The organism is Pseudomonas sp., assembly GCF_049590575.1.
Classification (GTDB): Bacteria; Pseudomonadota; Gammaproteobacteria; order Pseudomonadales; family Pseudomonadaceae; genus Aquipseudomonas.
On the sequence record NZ_JBAWDE010000118.1, the window covers coordinates 1 to 15,783 of the forward strand.

Annotated in this window: 14 protein-coding genes; 3 read left to right on the forward strand and 11 right to left on the reverse strand. The window is 59.0% G+C overall.

Going from position 1 to position 15,783, the window contains the following annotated elements; all coding sequences use genetic code 11:
* Positions 1–82 precede the first annotated feature (82 nt).
* The 3 genes from WBR57_RS09480 to WBR57_RS09490 form a co-directional block, all read right to left on the reverse strand.
* Positions 83–1,177, reverse strand: a complete 1,095-nt coding sequence (locus WBR57_RS09480) for a polyamine ABC transporter substrate-binding protein (RefSeq protein ID WP_424083609.1) — start codon at positions 1,175–1,177, stop codon at positions 83–85.
* Positions 1,178–1,372: 195 nt separating this feature from the next.
* Positions 1,373–2,737 (reverse strand): aspartate aminotransferase family protein, encoded by a 1,365-nt coding sequence (locus WBR57_RS09485; RefSeq protein ID WP_424083601.1) that lies wholly within the window; start codon positions 2,735–2,737, stop codon positions 1,373–1,375.
* A 58-nt stretch (positions 2,738–2,795) separates the two neighbouring features.
* Positions 2,796–4,154, reverse strand: coding sequence for a glutamine synthetase family protein (locus WBR57_RS09490; RefSeq protein ID WP_083356224.1), 1,359 nt, complete (start codon positions 4,152–4,154; stop codon positions 2,796–2,798).
* Between the two features lie 608 nt (positions 4,155–4,762).
* Between WBR57_RS09490 and WBR57_RS09495 the strand changes: the two genes are divergently transcribed.
* Together WBR57_RS09495 and WBR57_RS09500 are read left to right on the forward strand one after the other, a co-directional pair.
* Positions 4,763–6,139, forward strand: a complete 1,377-nt coding sequence (locus WBR57_RS09495; RefSeq protein WP_122541985.1) for a glutamine synthetase family protein — start codon at positions 4,763–4,765, stop codon at positions 6,137–6,139.
* Between the two features lie 230 nt (positions 6,140–6,369).
* Positions 6,370–6,999 carry a TetR/AcrR family transcriptional regulator gene (locus tag WBR57_RS09500; protein WP_424083602.1) on the forward strand — a complete coding sequence of 210 codons (630 nt, stop codon included), beginning with the start codon at positions 6,370–6,372 and terminating at the stop codon, positions 6,997–6,999.
* A gap of 68 nt (positions 7,000–7,067) precedes the next feature.
* On the opposite strand, the gene WBR57_RS09505 is transcribed toward WBR57_RS09500, so the two are convergent.
* The 8 genes from WBR57_RS09505 to WBR57_RS09540 all read right to left on the reverse strand — a co-directional run bounded on the left by WBR57_RS09505 (position 7,068) and on the right by WBR57_RS09540 (position 14,391).
* Positions 7,068–7,283, reverse strand: a complete 216-nt coding sequence (locus WBR57_RS09505; RefSeq protein WP_003213899.1) for a TOBE domain-containing protein — start codon at positions 7,281–7,283, stop codon at positions 7,068–7,070.
* A 27-nt stretch (positions 7,284–7,310) separates the two neighbouring features.
* Positions 7,311–8,117 carry an aliphatic sulfonates ABC transporter ATP-binding protein gene (gene ssuB, locus WBR57_RS09510; protein WP_424083603.1) on the reverse strand — a complete coding sequence of 269 codons (807 nt, stop codon included), beginning with the start codon at positions 8,115–8,117 and terminating at the stop codon, positions 7,311–7,313.
* On the reverse strand, positions 8,114–8,902 hold the full coding sequence (gene ssuC / locus WBR57_RS09515; RefSeq protein WP_048729247.1) for an aliphatic sulfonate ABC transporter permease SsuC: 789 nt from the start codon (positions 8,900–8,902) through the stop codon (positions 8,114–8,116). Before ssuC ends, ssuB begins: the two co-directional genes overlap by 4 nt.
* Before the next feature lie 9 nt (positions 8,903–8,911).
* Positions 8,912–10,060 (reverse strand): FMNH2-dependent alkanesulfonate monooxygenase, encoded by a 1,149-nt coding sequence (gene ssuD, locus WBR57_RS09520; protein ID WP_424083604.1) that lies wholly within the window; start codon positions 10,058–10,060, stop codon positions 8,912–8,914.
* A gap of 25 nt (positions 10,061–10,085) precedes the next feature.
* Complete coding sequence (locus WBR57_RS09525) at positions 10,086–11,054, reverse strand: sulfonate ABC transporter substrate-binding protein (protein WP_424083605.1); 969 nt, start codon at positions 11,052–11,054, stop codon at positions 10,086–10,088.
* A 95-nt stretch (positions 11,055–11,149) separates the two neighbouring features.
* A complete protein-coding gene (gene ssuE / locus WBR57_RS09530) occupies positions 11,150–11,743 on the reverse strand; it encodes an NADPH-dependent FMN reductase (protein WP_424083606.1) in 594 nt (197 codons plus the stop codon).
* A gap of 317 nt (positions 11,744–12,060) precedes the next feature.
* Positions 12,061–12,699 (reverse strand): peroxiredoxin, encoded by a 639-nt coding sequence (locus WBR57_RS09535; protein ID WP_093120525.1) that lies wholly within the window; start codon positions 12,697–12,699, stop codon positions 12,061–12,063.
* 291 nt (positions 12,700–12,990) lie between these two features.
* Positions 12,991–14,391, reverse strand: coding sequence for an OprD family porin (locus WBR57_RS09540; protein ID WP_424083607.1), 1,401 nt, complete (start codon positions 14,389–14,391; stop codon positions 12,991–12,993).
* 370 nt (positions 14,392–14,761) lie between these two features.
* Here WBR57_RS09540 and tauA point away from each other — a divergent pair, with 370 nt between their 5' ends.
* The gene (tauA, locus tag WBR57_RS09545; RefSeq protein ID WP_424083608.1) at positions 14,762–15,748 is read left to right on the forward strand and encodes a taurine ABC transporter substrate-binding protein; all 987 of its coding nucleotides are present in this window, start codon (positions 14,762–14,764) and stop codon (positions 15,746–15,748) included.
* Positions 15,749–15,783: the final 35 nt, after the last annotated feature.

Consider the following 15,783-nt stretch of genomic DNA (forward strand, 5'->3'; position numbering starts at 1 on the left):
CCCGATGGCGGTGTGTCAGCTTGCACATGTGTTTCTGATACAACGCCATCGGGGGCAAGCCCCCTCCCACAGGTTTTAAGGCTTACTTGCCGGACTTGATCTTGGTCCAGCTGCGTGTCATTTCACGCTGGGTAGCCGCCGGCAGGTCGGCAATGGCGTAGAGCTTGGATTGCACGTCTGCTGGTGGGTAGATGCCTGGGTCGCTGGTGATTTCCTTGTCGACCAGTGCCGTGGCTTTTTCGTTACCGTTCGGGAAATGCACGCTGTTAGTGATGGAAGCCATGACTTCCGGCTTGAGCAGGTAGTTCATGAACTTGTAGGCCGCGTCGACGTTTTCGGCATCTTTAGGGATGGCGACCATGTCGAAGAAGCTGCCAGCACCTTCTTTCGGAATGTCGTAGGCGACCTTGACCTTGCCACCGGCTTCAGCAGCGCGGGATTTGGCCTGTTCAATGTCACCCGAGTAACCCACGGCGACGCAGATGTTGCCGTTGGCCAGGTCCGAGATGTACTTGGACGAGTGGAAGTAGCCGATCGAAGGACGCAGCTTGAGGAACAGCGCTTCGGCTTGCTTGAGGTCTTCTTTCTTCTGGGTGTCGGTCGGCAGGCCCAGGTAGTGCAGCGCCACCGGCAGCATTTCGGTTGGCGAGTCGAGGAAGCTTACGCCGCAGCTTTTCAGCTTGGCGATGTTTTCAGGCTTGAGCAGCACGTCCCACGAATCGATCTTGTCCACGCCCAGCGCAGCCTTGACCTTCTCCGGGTTGTAGCCGATGCCGATCGAACCCCACATGTACGGGAACGCGTGCTTGTTGTCCGGGTCGCTGACCGACACGGCCTTAAGCAGGGATTTGTTCAGGTTGTCGTAGTTGGACAGCTTGGACTTGTCCAGCTCCTGGTAAACGCCGGCCTTGATCTGCTTGGCGAGGAAGTTGTTCGACGGTACGACGATGTCATAACCGGACTTGCCTGCCAGCAGCTTGGCTTCGAGGGTCTCGTTGCTGTCGAAAACGTCGTACACCACTTTAATGCCCGACTCTTTTTCAAAGTTGGCGATGGTGTCCGGTGCAATGTAGTCGGACCAGTTGTACACGTGCAGCACTTTATCGTCTGCCTGGGCCGCGCCCGCCATTGCGCCCATCAGGGACAAGGCGAGGAGGGTCTTGCCAGCGTTCTTCAAACCTAATGCCTTCATTTGGTGATGCTCCAATTTTTTCTTTTTTGGGCCACAAGCTTTGTATGTTTCGCAGCCCAGCCAAAGGGCAACAAAACAGGGCGACAGTCTGGCAAGTTCTGAGGCCGGCTTTCAACCAAAGCCTCACTTATAACTGCACAGCACGCAGCGCCCGAAGCCGCTGCGCACTGAGCCTAGCACTTAGCCCTGCAATGCCGCCAAAGTCAGGTCCAGGCACTGCCGAGCCTTGGTGACCAGCTCGTCGATTTCGGCCTTGCTGATCACCAGCGGCGGCGAAATGATCATGGTGTCGCCCACGGCGCGCATGATCAGGCCATTCTCGAAGCAGAAGGTTCGGCAAATCATGCCTACGCCACGCCCTTCGTAACGCTTGCGCGTCGCCTTGTCCTGAACCAGCTCAATGGCACCGAGCATACCCACACCACGCACTTCACCGACCAGAGGGTGATCAGCCAGCTCCCTCAGACGTTTCTGCAAATACGGTGCCGTTTCGTCGTGCACGCGGTTAACGATTTTTTCATCGCGCATGATGCGGATGTTTTCCAGGGCGACCGCGGCGGCCACCGGGTGGCCGGAGTAGGTGAAGCCGTGGTTGAAATCACCGCCTTCATTCAGCACGGCAACCACGTCGTCGCGCACGATCAGGCCACCCATCGGGATGTAGCCCGAGGTCAGGCCCTTGGCGATGGTCATCATGTGCGGCTTGAGGTCGTAGAAATCGCTGCCGAACCACTCACCGGTGCGGCCAAACCCGCAGATCACTTCATCGGCGATAAACAGGATGTCGTACTTGGCGAGGATTTCCTTGATGCGCGGCCAGTAGCTGTCGGGCGGCACGATCACACCACCGGCACCCTGGATCGGCTCGGCAATAAAGGCACCGACGTTGTCCACGCCCAGCTCCAGAATCTTCTCTTCCAACTGGTTGGCCGCCCACACGCCGAATTCTTCCGGGCTCATGTCGCCGCCTTCGCCAAACCAGTACGGCTGGGCGATGTGGGTGATACCCGGGATCGGCAAGTCGCCCTGCTCGTGCATATAGGTCATACCGCCCAGGCTCGCGCCAGCCACCGTGGAGCCGTGGTAGCCGTTCTTGCGGCTGATGATGGTTTTCTTGTCTGGCTGGCCCTTGATCGCCCAATAATGGCGGACCATGCGCAACATGGTGTCGTTGCCTTCGGAGCCGGAACCGGTAAAGAACACGTGGTTCATGCCGGCCGGTGCGATGTCGGAGATCGCCTTGGCCAACTCCAGCACGGGCGGGTGAGCGGTCTGGAAGAACAGGTTGTAGTACGGCAGTTCTTTCATCTGCTTGGCGGCGGCGTCGGCCAGTTCATCGCGACCGTAACCGATCGCCACGCACCACAGGCCGGCCATGCCGTCGAGGATCTTGTTGCCTTCGCTGTCCCACAGGTAAACGCCGTGGGCTTTGGTGATGATCCGTGGGCCTTTCTCTTTCAATTGCTTGAAGTCGCTGAACGGTGCCAAGTGATGATCGCTGCTCAAGGCTTGCCATTCACGGGTTTGCGGGTTGTTGCTGGACATACCAATCTCCTAGACTTTTCAGGTGAAGGCGCGCCTTTCCTACGACGCGCCCGGCGCATCAGACGGCGAAGAGCAGGAATTCCCGCTCCCACGAACTGATCACGCGCTTGAAGTTTTCATGCTCGGCCCGCTTGACCGCGACGTAGCCTGTGATGAATTTCTGACCCAGGTATTTCTCGATGGTCTTGCTGTTTTCCATGCGTTCCAGAGCGTCTTCGATGGTCAACGGCAGGCGCAGGTTGCGGCGCTCGTAACCACGGCCGACCACGGGCGCGCTCGGGTTATGGCCTTCGACCATGCCGATGTAGCCGCACAGCAAACTGGCGGCAATCGCCAGGTAGGGGTTGGCGTCGGCGCCCGGCAGGCGGTTTTCCACGCGACGGTTCTGCGGGCCGGCATCCGGCACACGCAGGCCCACGGTGCGGTTTTCTTCGCCCCATTCCACGTTGACCGGCGCCGAGGTGTCGGGCAGGAAGCGGCGGAACGAGTTCACGTTGGGGGCAAACAGCGGCAGCAATTCCGGGATGAATTTCTGCAGGCCGCCAATGTGGTTGAGGAACAGCTGGCTCATGGTCCCGTCTTCATTGGAGAAGACGTTCTTGCCGGTGGCGATGTCGATGATGCTCTGGTGCAAGTGCATCGCGCTGCCGGGCTCGCCGGTCATCGGCTTGGCCATGAACGTGGCGGCCACGTTGTGCTTGAGCGCGGCTTCACGCATGGTGCGCTTGAACACCAGGATCTGGTCGGCCAGGGACAGCGCGTCGCCGTGACGGAAGTTGATTTCCATCTGCGCCGTGCCGTCTTCGTGGATCAGCGTGTCGAGGTCCAGCTCCTGCAATTCGCACCAGTCGTAGACGTCTTCGAACAGCGGGTCGAACTCGTTGGCCGCTTCTATAGAGAAGGACTGGCGACCGGTCTCCGGGCGTCCGGAACGGCCAATCGGCGGTTGCAGCGGGAAGTCCGGGTCTTCGCAGCGCTTGGTCAGGTAGAACTCCATCTCCGGCGCCACGATCGGCTGCCAGCCCTTGTCGGAATAGAGTTTCAGCACCTTCTTGAGCACGTTGCGCGGCGACAGCTCGATCGGGTTGCCTTGCTTGTCGTAGGTGTCGTGGATCACCTGGGCGGTCGGCTCGATGGCCCAAGGCACCAGGAACACCGCGTTCTGGTCGGGGCGGCAGATCATGTCGATGTCGGCCGGGTCGAGCAATTCGTAATAGATATCGTCTTCGACATAGTCGCCGGTCACGGTCTGCAGCAGAACGCTCTCGGGCAGGCGCATGCCTTTTTCGGCGATGAACTTGTTGGTCGGCGAGATCTTGCCCCGGGTGATGCCGGTCAGGTCGCCAATCATGCATTCGACTTCTGTGATCTTGTGGTCTTTCAACCAATCGGTGAGCTGGTCGAGGTTGTTACTCATAAATGCCTCTGGGCTGGGTTTCCTGGCATCCATTAAAGGCCAGGCGTTGGTTGACGCATAATCCGCGTCGTCTATTCGTTCAGGGTTGGAGCTTACCTGCCATTTGCTGCAGCGTTGCATTCCTCACGCCAAAGTCGTGCAGAATCATGAGCAGCACCCTGGCTGGGAGCTGATCATTGGCAGATTTGAAGTAAACGAGGAAGCAAAGAAGCATTCGGCCGAGGCGTCAAAAATATTGGCCGGAACGCGGGTATTCACGCTGTAGGAATAGACTGCTGACAGGACCTGCGTGGAGCAGGCCGAGACGCCGAGTGGCGGCAGGCGAGACATGAAGCACCCCGGTATTATTGCTGTTATGGGTTTGAATCGAGCTTAGCCTTGTTCATTTTTTTACACAACACCCCCGTAAAAAATACAACACGGCCCGCTCAAGCCTGCGAGTCCCAAGCGCATCAAACCCAAAAAACCGCCCCAAAAAGCCCCAAAAAAGCCTTCGCGGCGCTTTTTTAGGGCGAAAAAGGCCTCGCTTGACTTCGGCATGCCGTTCGGGTTGACTGAAACCAGAAAAGATCAATGATTGATATTTTTAACAACAAAGGTGTTGCATCATGTCGGTACCCCCGCGTGCCGTTCAGCTTAACGAAGCGAACGCGTTCCTTAAGGATCATCCTGAGGTTCTGTACGTAGACCTTCTAATTGCGGATATGAATGGTGTGGTGCGCGGCAAGCGCATCGAACGCACCAGCCTCCACAAGGTTTACGAGAAGGGCATTAACCTGCCTGCCTCTTTATTTGCCCTGGATATCAACGGCTCGACGGTGGAAAGCACCGGCCTGGGTCTGGACATCGGTGATGCTGACCGAATCTGTTATCCGATCCCCGACACCCTGTGCAATGAACCCTGGCAAAAGCGCCCAACCGCGCAACTGCTGATGACCATGCACGAACTGGAAGGTGAACCTTTCTTCGCCGATCCTCGCGAAGTCCTCCGCCAGGTTGTCAGCAAATTCGACGACCTCGGTCTGACCATCTGCGCCGCCTTCGAACTCGAGTTCTACCTGATCGACCAGGAGAACGTGAACGGCCGCCCACAACCGCCCCGCTCGCCGATCTCCGGCAAACGCCCGCACTCGACACAGGTCTACCTGATCGACGACCTCGACGAATACGTCGACTGCCTCCAGGACATTCTGGAAGGTGCCAAAGAGCAAGGCATCCCGGCGGACGCCATCGTCAAGGAAAGTGCCCCGGCGCAGTTCGAAGTGAACCTGCACCACGTGGCCGATCCGATCAAGGCCTGCGACTACGCGGTATTGCTCAAGCGCCTGATCAAGAACATCGCCTACGACCATGAGATGGACACCACCTTCATGGCCAAGCCTTACCCAGGCCAGGCAGGCAACGGTTTGCACGTACACATTTCGATCCTGGACAAGGACGGCAAGAACATCTTCGCCAGCGAGGATCCCGAGCAGAACGCCGCATTGCGTCACGCGATCGGCGGTGTGCTCGAGACCCTACCCGCCCAAATGGCGTTCCTTTGCCCCAACGTCAACTCCTACCGTCGTTTCGGCGCACAGTTCTACGTGCCGAACTCGCCGTGCTGGGGCCTGGACAACCGCACCGTGGCGATTCGCGTACCGACCGGCACCGCCGACTCGGTACGTATCGAACACCGCGTGGCCGGCGCCGACGCCAACCCTTACCTGCTGATGGCTTCGGTCCTGGCAGGCGTGCACCACGGCCTGACCAACAAGATCGAGCCAAATGCACCGGTGGAAGGCAACAGCTACGAGCAGAACGAACAAAGCCTGCCGAACAACCTGCGCGATGCCTTGCGCGAGTTGGACGACAGCGAGGTGATGGCCAAGTACATCGATCCTAAATACATCGATATCTTCGTCGCCTGTAAGGAAAGTGAGCTGGAAGAGTTCGAACACTCCATCTCCGACCTTGAGTACAACTGGTACCTGCATACCGTGTAAGCGGTTGCAGCTTTAAAAGAACGCCGCAGGCTTTTGGTCTGTGGCGTTTTTTTATGGGTTTATTCATGGAGACCGAGTGGTCCATTCGCAGGCAAGCCAGCTCCCACATTTGACTGCATTCCAAAGTGGGACCTCGGTTAAATGTGGGAGCTGGCTTGCCTGCGAAAGCGGCCTGGCAGACAACACACTTCTGTGCTCATACAATGCGCTCTGCCTTGTAGGAGACTTCCATGACCACCCGCCCCCACGCCCCGCGCAAACCCCGCGCCCGCAGCCAGGCACGCATCGACGCGATCCTCGATGCCGCCCGTACGTTACTGGCGACCGAAGGCGTGGCGGGTTTGTCGATCTACAGCGTGGCCGAGCGTGCGCAGATTCCGCCGTCGTCGGTGTATCACTTTTTCGCCAGCGTACCGGCCTTGCTGGAGGCGTTGACCGCCGATGTACACGCGGCCTTCCGGGCGGCGATTCAGGCGCCTATCGATCACGATTCACTCAAGCACTGGCGCGACCTGTCCTACGTCGTGGAGCAGCGCATGCTCACGGTCTACGAACACGATGCAGCCGCGCGCCAGTTGATCCTGGCACAGCACGGGCTGGCCGAAGTGACCCAGGCGGATCGTCAGCATGATCTGGAGTTGGGGGATTTGATGCTGGAAGTGTTCAACCGTCACTTCGAAGTGCCGACGCTGCCCAGCGATGTGGATGTATTTGCCCTGGCGCTGGAGCTGAGCGACCGCGTGTATGCGCGCTCGGTGCATCAGCACGGGCAGATTACGCCGCGCATGGCGGAGGAAGGGATGCGCGTGTTTGATGCGTATGTGGGGCTTTACCTACCGCCCTACCTGCCCAAGCGCTGAGTTTTGTGCTGGCCGGACCGGCCTCATCGGGGGCTTGCCCCCGATGACGGCCTCAAGAGCAACGCCCATCACAACTTGGCGATCGACACCTCGGTGGACTTCACGAAGGCAATCACTTCGCTGCCAATCACCAGTTCCAGCTCTTTGACCGAGCGCGTGGTGATCACCGAGGTCACGATACCCGACGCGGTCTGCACGTCGATTTCCGACAGCACATCGCCTTCGACGATTTCCTTGATGGTGCCTTTGAACTGGTTACGCACGTTGATGGCTTTAATAGTCATGTTGGTCTTCCTTCAGGGACAAGTGAGTTATTGAGCCCAACGCAATTGCGTAGGCAGCGGTGAAACAGGTTCAGGTTCCGGCGGCGTGCCAGGCAACGACAGCACACGGTTGAGCACTTCAGCTTCCAGCGCAGCCAGGCGATGCGAACCACGGGCCCGGGGGCGCGGCAGGTCGACGAGCAGGTCGAGGCCGATTTCGCCGTCTTCGATCAGGATCACCCGGTCGGCAATCGCCACGGCTTCGCTGACATCGTGGGTCACCAGCAACACGGTAAAACCGTGCTTCTGCCAGAGGTTCTCGATCAGTTGCTGCATTTCGATACGGGTCAGCGCATCCAGTGCGCCCAACGGCTCATCGAGCAGCAGCAGGCGCGGTTGGTGAATCAACGCGCGCGCCAGCGCCACGCGTTGTTTCTGGCCACCGGACAACGCCGCCGGCCACTCATTGGCGCGCTCGGCCAGGCCCACCGCTTCCAGCGCTTCCAGGGCTTTGGCGCGCCAGTTGCCTTTGAGGCCCAGGCCGACGTTGTCGATGATCTTTTTCCACGGCAGCAGGCGCGCTTCCTGGAACATCAACCGCGTGTCTTCAATCGCTTCGCTCAGCGGCGCAGAACCGGCCAGCAGCTCACCACCGCTGGCTTTGTCCAGGCCAGCCAGCAAACGCAGCAAGGTACTTTTGCCACAGCCGCTGCGACCGACCACCGCCACGAACTGGCCGGCCGGAATGTGCAGATCAATCTCTTTAAGCACTTCCCGCGCACCAAAGGCCTTGCGCAATTTGCGCACCGCCAGCGGAATACCTTTGAGCAGGCGCGGAGGTTGTTGAGCAGTCATGCCGCACCTCCTTTATTTACTTGGTAAGCCGGGTGCCAGCGCAGCCATACACGCTCCAGGCCACGGGCGGCGAGGTCGGCCAGCTTGCCGAGGATGGCGTACATGACGATGGCCAGGACCACCACGTCGGTTTGCAGGAATTCACGGGCGTTCATCGCCAGGTAGCCGATACCGGAACTGGCCGAGATGGTTTCCGCCACGATCAGCGTCAGCCACATAAAGCCCAGGGCAAAACGCACGCCCACCAGAATCGACGGCAGCGCGCCCGGCAGGATCACCTGGCGGAACAGGCTGAACCCGGACAAGCCGTAGCTGCGCGACATTTCCACCAGCGCCGGGTCGACGTTGCGGATGCCGTGGTAGGTGTTCAGGTAGATCGGGAACAGGGTGCCGAGGGCGACCAGGAAAATCTTCGCGGTTTCGTCAATGCCGAACCACAGGATCACCAGCGGGATCAGCGCCAGGTGCGGCACGTTGCGGATCATCTGCACCGAGCTGTCCAGCAGGCGTTCGCCCCACTTCGACAGGCCGGTAATGAAACCCAACGCCAGGCCGATGCTGCCGCCGATCACGAAGCCCAGGCCGGCACGCCAGCCGCTGATGGCCAGGTGGGTCCAGATTTCACCGCTGCGCACCAGGTTGACCCCGGCCTCAATCACCGCACTCGGCGCCGGCAGGATGCGCGTCGACAACCAGCCCGCCGACACCGACAGCTGCCACACCGCCAACAATAAAATCGGTAGCACCCAGGGCGCCACGCGATGGCTTAATTTTTCAAAGTTCATGACTACGCCTCAGCTCTGCGACGCAGCTTTGGGAAGGATGTCATTGGCGACCATTTCGCCAAACGGGCTGACGTAACCGGCGCTTTTCGGCAGCTCGGGACGCTCGATATCCAGGTGCGGGAACAGCAATTCGGCGACCCGATACGACTCTTCCAAGTGTGGATAACCGGAGAAGATAAAGGTATCGATGCCCAGGTCTGCGTATTCCTTCACGCGTGCCGCCACCGTCGGGCCATCGCCCACCAGCGCGGTGCCTGCGCCGCCACGGACCAGGCCGACACCGGCCCACAGGTTGGGGCTGACTTCCAGGTTGTCGCGGTTGCCGCCGTGCAAGGCGGCCATGCGTTGCTGGCCGACGGAATCAAAGCGCGCCAGGGAGGCCTGGGCACGGGCAATGGTCTCGTCGTCGAGGTGGGAGATCAATTTGTCGGCGGCTTTCCAGGCTTCATCGTTGGTTTCACGCACGATCACATGCAGGCGAATACCGAAGCGCACGGTGCGCCCCAGCTTCGCGGCCTTGGCCCGCACCTGCGCGATTTTTTCCGCGACAGCCGCCGGCGGCTCGCCCCAGGTCAGGACCATTTCCACTTGTTCGGCCGCCAGGTCCTGGGCCGCTTCAGAGGAGCCGCCGAAGTACAGTGGCGGGCGCGGCTGCTGGATCGGCGGGTAGAGCAATTTCGCGCCTTTGACACTGATGTGCTCGCCGTCGTAATCGACGGTTTCGCCTTCCAGCACGCGACGCCAGATGCGGGTGAATTCCACCGAGGCCTGGTAGCGCTCTTCGTGGCTGAGGAACAAACCATCGCCGGCCAGTTCGTCCGGGTCACCGCCAGTCACCAGGTTGAACAGTGCACGGCCACCGGACAGGCGATCCAGGGTCGCGGCCTGACGCGCCGCCACCGTCGGGGAAATGATCCCAGGGCGCAGTGCGACCAAAAATTTCAAGCGCTGGGTCACCGGGATCAGCGAGGCGGCCACCAGCCACGAGTCTTCGCAGGAGCGGCCGGTGGGGATCAGCACCCCGCCGAAGCCCAGGCGGTCAGCGGCCTGGGCCACTTGCTGCAGATAACCGTGGTCGACGGCGCGAGCGCCTTCGGCGGTGCCAAGGTAATGGCCGTCGCCGTGGGTAGGCAGGAACCAGAAAATATTGAGGCTCATGGAGTTGTCTCCTGAAGAAATCGGATTACGGCGCTTTGGCCACGGCGGCGGGTGGCGTCCAGATCACGTCCTTGATGGTCAAGGGTTTGGGGATCAATTTGAGTTGGTAGAAGCTGTCGGCGATTTTCTGCTGGGCGGCGACCACTTCCGGGGTCAGGAACAGTGCGCCGTAGCCTTGGCGTTTCACCGAGGTCAGGGTGATGTCAGCCGGCAGGCCGAGCAGCGGCGCGACTTGTTCGGTGACTTCCTGTGGGTTGGCCTTGGACCATTCGCCCACAGCGCGCACCTCTTCGATCAACGCCTTGACCACTTCGGGATTTTTTTCCGCGTAGGGCTTGGTGGCCAGGTAAAACTGATGGTTGTCAGCGATGCCGGTGCCGTCACGCAGGGTGCGCGCTTGCAGTTGTTTCTCGGCGGCGGCCTGGTACGGGTCCCAGATCACCCACGCGTCGACACTGCCTCGCTCGAACGCGGCACGCGCATCGGCGGGCGGCAGGAAGATGGTGTGTACGTCGGTGTATTTCAGGCCGGCGTCCTCCAGCGCACGTACCAGCAGGTAGTGCACGTTGGAGCCTTTATTGAGCACGATTTTCTTGCCCTTGAGCTCGGCGACCGATTTGATCGTTGAATCTTTCGGCACCAGGATCGCTTCACTGGTCGGCGCTGGTGGCTCGTAGGCCACGTAGACCAGATCGGCCCCGGCTGCCTGGGCGAAGACCGGCGGGGTCTCGCCGGTGACGCCGAAGTCGATCGAGCCGACGTTCAGGCCTTCGAGCAATTGCGGGCCACCGGGAAACTCGGTCCACTGCACCTGCACGCCCTGGGCGGCAAGGCGTTTTTCCAGCGTGCCCTTGGCCTTGAGCAGCACCAGGGTGCCGTATTTCTGGTAGCCGATACGCAGGGTCTCGGCAGCCTGGGCTTGAACAATGGCGCCGAAGGACACAGCCGCAGCAAACAGTGCGACCAGACCACGACGCAGAATGACAGTGCGCATGGCGCTCTCTCCAAATAATGCGATGAGGGGGTTGGCTGCACCTGCTTGGCCGTTGGCGGCTGAGTAAGGTGAGTACTTCTATAGAGTGGTGAGGCTCAGATGCTCCAGCGAGCGCTCAACAAACGTTCATTCAACACATGGGGGTCAAGCGGTTTCGGGCGACGGGCCATGGCGCCGTAAAGCGTCTCCAGGGCCTCATGCAAACGGTGTTCGAGTACCGGCACCAACTGCGCCTGGGCACTGCCTTCGGCGTAGGCGATCTGGCTGTCTTCGGCAAAAATGCCGTGGAGCAGTTCCTGGGCCTTGAGGGCCGACAACACCGGCTTCAAGGCGTAATCCACCGCGAGCATGTGGGCGATGCTGCCGCCCGTGGCGATCGGCAATACGATCTTGTGGGCCAGGGCGCGCTCGGGCAGCAGGTCGAGCACGGTCTTCAGCGCACCGGAGAACGACGCCTTGTAGACCGGCGTGGCGATCACCAAGCCATCTGCATTAGCTACTTGCTGCAACAGGTCGATGACCTTGGGGCTGTCGAAGCGCGCGTGCAGCAGGTCTTCAGCCGGGAAGTCGCGTATCTGGTAACTCACCACCTCCACGCCTTTGTCTTGCAACCATTGACGGGTTTTTTCCAGCAAGACCCCGGAGCGGGAACGCTGGCTGGGACTGCCTCCAAGTGTTACGACCAGCATGCAGGTATTCCTTGAGCAAGTGTCGGCGGTTCGCCTTGTGGCGATGGCGCCAAGATGGAACAGACCTTATCAGCAGATTTATATATCTATAAATCTTATTTTTTCATTTGTTTATTCTCTAAAGGAATATGCGATTCGAGAATCGCCAGACGAAAAAAAAGGCCGTCGAAACGGCCTGAAAACCCCTGCTATGTGAGCGGTGAAATGCGATCAAACGTGTGGGAGCGGGCTTGCTCGCGAATGCGGACTGTCAGTTGATGCTTCGTTGAATGACACACCGCTTTCGCGAGCAAGCCCGCTCTCACATTGGTTGCATGTTAGCGATTAGGCTGCGGGGTCAGCCGCAGGTATGGCTTCACTGCGCGGTAACCCTTGGGAAAGCGCTTCTTGATCTCTTCCTCGTCCTTGAGCGACGGCACGATAACCACCTCATCACCGTCCTGCCAGTTGGCCGGGGTGGCGACTTTGTGGCTGTCGGTCAGCTGCAGCGAATCAATGACCCGCAGGATTTCGTGGAAGTTGCGACCGGTGCTGGCCGGGTAGGTGATGGTCAGGCGGATCTTTTTGTTCGGGTCGATCACGAACAAGGAGCGCACGGTGAGGGTGTCACTGGCGTTCGGGTGGATCAGGTCATACAGGTCCGATACCTTGCGGTCGGCATCCGCCAGGATCGGGAAGTTGACGACGGTGTTCTGGGTTTCGTTGATGTCTTCGATCCACTTGTGGTGCGAGTCCACCGGGTCAACCGACAGGGCGATGGCCTTGACGCCGCGCTTGGCAAATTCGTCCTTGAGCTTGGCGGTGAAGCCCAGCTCGGTGGTGCACACCGGGGTAAAATCCGCCGGGTGGGAAAACAATACCCCCCAGCTGTCGCCCAGCCATTCGTGGAAACGAATCGTGCCGGCGCTGGAATCCTGTTCGAAGTCGGGGGCGATATCGCCCAGTCTTAGGCTCATGGTGTGGCTCCTGGTGAGTGCTTATGGAGCCCACTGTGCATGGATTGCGGATTATTTAAAAAGAATAAATATCGATTTATCTAGACGATAAATGAATATTAAAAATGTGTTCATTGGACGCGGAAGCGGGCGAGGAGCACCATCGGTTTCAAGGTTCGAGAAGGCCTTGAGACGCTGTAAAAAGAGGGGTTCAGGAAGGGCCTGCGGGGGTTTGGCCCGACTTGAAAGTAAAGCACCTTGCCCGGCGTTGCGCCGGGCAAGGTTTTACAGACTTACAACAGCTTCACGCTACTAGAACAGTGGCAGCGAGTAGCTGACGATCAGACGGTTCTCGTCCTGGTTACGCTGGCCAGGAATGTCGTTGCGCCACATGGCGTTTTTCCAGGCTACACCGACGTTCTTCAGCGGGCCTTCTGGTACGACGTAGGCAACAGTGATATCACGTTCCCACTCGTTCGCGCCGTTGGCGTTAGTCGCACGTTGCGGTGTACCGGTGTTACCACGGGTGTCGATATTGTCGCCACGCAGGTAAACCACACCAGCGGTCAGGCCAGGTACGCCAATCTTGGCGAAGTCATACGCGTAGCGAGCTTGCCAGGTACGTTCGCCAGCACGGGCGAACTTGGCGATCTGCATGTCGGTAGTCAGGTAAGCCGACGAACCGTCGCCCTGGTTCAGCCAAGGGAAATCGCTGTCGCCGTTGCTGACCTGGTAACCACCACCGAAGGTGTGACCGCCCAGGGAGTACAGGAACAAGCCGCTGTACAGGTTGTTGTCGACTTTACCCTTGGTGATGTTGTTACCCGCGGCGTTAGTGCCGTAGTCACCCGTGGTGAAGTAGTTGGCGTCGTTTTTGTTGTTACCGTCAGCGCGGCTGTTGAAGTAGCGCAGGTCGGTTTTCAACACGCCAGGACCGATTGCCCAGTTGTGCAGCAGGCCCAGGAAGTGTTGTTTGTAGAACTGATCCAGATTGCCGTAGTAGTACTGGGCAGTCAGGTCTTTGGTGATCTTGTAGTCACCACCAGCGTAGTAGAACTTGTTGCTGTCGCGGCCAGCGGCGGTACGGCCGTTGGCACCTGCGATGGACAGGTTCTCGACGTTACTGGAGTTACGACCCTTGGCTTTTTCGATCTGACCGGCAACCAGCGTCAGGTCCTTGATGTCGCCCGAAGTGATCTGGCCACCTTGGAAAGTCTGCGGCAGCAGACGACCGTCGTTGGTTACGATAACTGGCAGCTTAGGCTGCAGAGTACCCAGCTTCAGTTCGGTCTGGGAGATCTTGGCTTTGGCGGTCAGGCCCAGGCTGGAGTAGTTGTCAACGGCTTCACCGTTGGACTTGCTCGGGAAGACGGTACCGCCGTAAGAACCCGCATTGGTAGCGGTGCGGCCAGTGGCGCCGTTGGTGCCGCCGCCCGAATCCAGACGCACGCCCAGCAGGCCGATAGCGTCAAGACCGAAGCCCACGGTGCCTTGGGTGTAGCCAGAGATGAAACGCAGGTCGAAAGCCTGGCCCCATTCTTCTTGCTTGTTCTGCGCGCCGGCCGCTTTGGTAGCGTCGTCACGGTTATCGGTGTTGATGTAAAAGTTACGCAGCCCCAGGGTTGCCTTACTGTCTTCGATGAAACCGGCAGCGCCTGCTTGCTGGGCGATTGCGCCCAAAGCTACAGCCAAAGCCAAGGTGGACTTCTTCATGTACCGCTCCTCTCATTTCTAATTTTTGTATTTCTTTGGTCTCGGGTCTGACGCCCTCGATCCACAGATGCGCGATTAGCACCGCATAGTGACTGACAAGTCAATCGTAACCTTGTGTGTCTACTACCTTCGTCTAATCGCAGTTGATTTGGTCCCTGCAGGGTAATGAGTTTTTCATACACCCAAAAAGAATTGTTTCATTCTTTTTCATACGATTCAGGAATAAGCCTTCGCGCGACGCGGAGCAGTCAGAGTAGACGATCCGCTCCATAAGCTAATTCCTAAAGGGTATTTATTAGCGCTTTTTTAGATCGATTAGTGTGCCCGTACGTTTACATACGTCACCCACGATCAAAAAGGCGACGCCATCATGGCCAAAGGCACATCCTCCCGTCAATTTGTTACAGTTTTTGTGTCACTAATTCTTTCTTTTGGTGTCAAAGCCGCCGATTTGACCATCGGCTACCAGACCGGCATCGATCCCAGCAAGGTTCCACAGGCCGATGGCCTGTATGAAAAGGCCATTGGCGAGAAGATTGCCTGGCGCCGATTCAACAGTGGGCCAGAAGTCGTCACCGCAATTGCTTCAGGCGATGTGCAAATCGGCAACCTCGGTTCCAGCCCCCTTGCCGCCGCTGCTTCGCGCAATCTACCGATCGTGGCGTTTATCGTATCGGCGCAAATCAATACTTCTGAAGCCCTGGTGGTGCGCAACGGCAGCGGCATCGACAAACCGGAAGATCTGATCGGCAAAACCATCGCCACGCCCTTTGTTTCCACCTCCCATTACAGCCTGCTCGGCGCACTGAAGCACTGGGGACTGGATAGCCAAAAAGTCAAAGTGGTGAACCTGCAACCCGCGGAAATTGCTGCTGCGTGGAAACGCGGCGATATCGACGGCGCATTCGTCTGGTCACCGGCACTGGGGGAAATCCGCAAGACCGGCAAGACCCTGACAGACGCGGCGCAGGTGGGCCAGTGGGGCGCGCCGACATTTGAAGTGTGGGTGGCGCGCAAGGATTTCGCGGAAAAACATCCTGACGTCGTGGCCAAGTTTGCCAAGGTCACCCTGGATTCATTCGCCGACTATGCCGCCCACAAAGACGGCTGGACGGTGGACTCCGCGCCGGTGCAGAAAATCGCCAAACTGACAGGCTCCAACGCTGCCGACATTCCCGAGTTATTGGCCGGCACTACATTCCCGGATGCCCAGGCGCAGCAAACCGACGCGCTGCTCAAAGGCGGCACGGCGAAGGCGATTGGGGAAACGGCTAAATTCCTGAAGGAACAGGGGAAGGTGGAGACTGTATTGCCGGACTACTCTGCTTTCGTGACCGACGCGTTCATCAAAGATTAAACACGCTTTAATGTGGGAGCGGGCTTGCTCGCGAA

Bases quoted from the DNA above. Each gene is read 5' to 3' on its own strand.
- tauA (WP_424083608.1), top strand. From the start codon at position 14,762: ATGGCCAAAGGCACATCCTCCCGTCAATTTGTTACAGTTTTTGTGTCA.
- WBR57_RS09540 (WP_424083607.1), bottom strand. From the start codon at position 14,391: ATGAAGAAGTCCACCTTGGCTTTGGCTGTAGCTTTGGGCGCAATCGCC.
- WBR57_RS09495 (WP_122541985.1), top strand. From the start codon at position 4,763: ATGTCGGTACCCCCGCGTGCCGTTCAGCTTAACGAAGCGAACGCGTTC.
- WBR57_RS09535 (WP_093120525.1), bottom strand. From the start codon at position 12,699: ATGAGCCTAAGACTGGGCGATATCGCCCCCGACTTCGAACAGGATTCC.
- WBR57_RS09525 (WP_424083605.1), bottom strand. From the start codon at position 11,054: ATGCGCACTGTCATTCTGCGTCGTGGTCTGGTCGCACTGTTTGCTGCG.
- ssuD (WP_424083604.1), bottom strand. From the start codon at position 10,060: ATGAGCCTCAATATTTTCTGGTTCCTGCCTACCCACGGCGACGGCCAT.
- WBR57_RS09505 (WP_003213899.1), bottom strand. From the start codon at position 7,283: ATGACTATTAAAGCCATCAACGTGCGTAACCAGTTCAAAGGCACCATC.
- ssuC (WP_048729247.1), bottom strand. From the start codon at position 8,902: ATGAACTTTGAAAAATTAAGCCATCGCGTGGCGCCCTGGGTGCTACCG.
- WBR57_RS09485 (WP_424083601.1), bottom strand. From the start codon at position 2,737: ATGTCCAGCAACAACCCGCAAACCCGTGAATGGCAAGCCTTGAGCAGC.
- WBR57_RS09490 (WP_083356224.1), bottom strand. From the start codon at position 4,154: ATGAGTAACAACCTCGACCAGCTCACCGATTGGTTGAAAGACCACAAG.
- WBR57_RS09500 (WP_424083602.1), top strand. From the start codon at position 6,370: ATGACCACCCGCCCCCACGCCCCGCGCAAACCCCGCGCCCGCAGCCAG.
- ssuB (WP_424083603.1), bottom strand. From the start codon at position 8,117: ATGACTGCTCAACAACCTCCGCGCCTGCTCAAAGGTATTCCGCTGGCG.
- ssuE (WP_424083606.1), bottom strand. From the start codon at position 11,743: ATGCTGGTCGTAACACTTGGAGGCAGTCCCAGCCAGCGTTCCCGCTCC.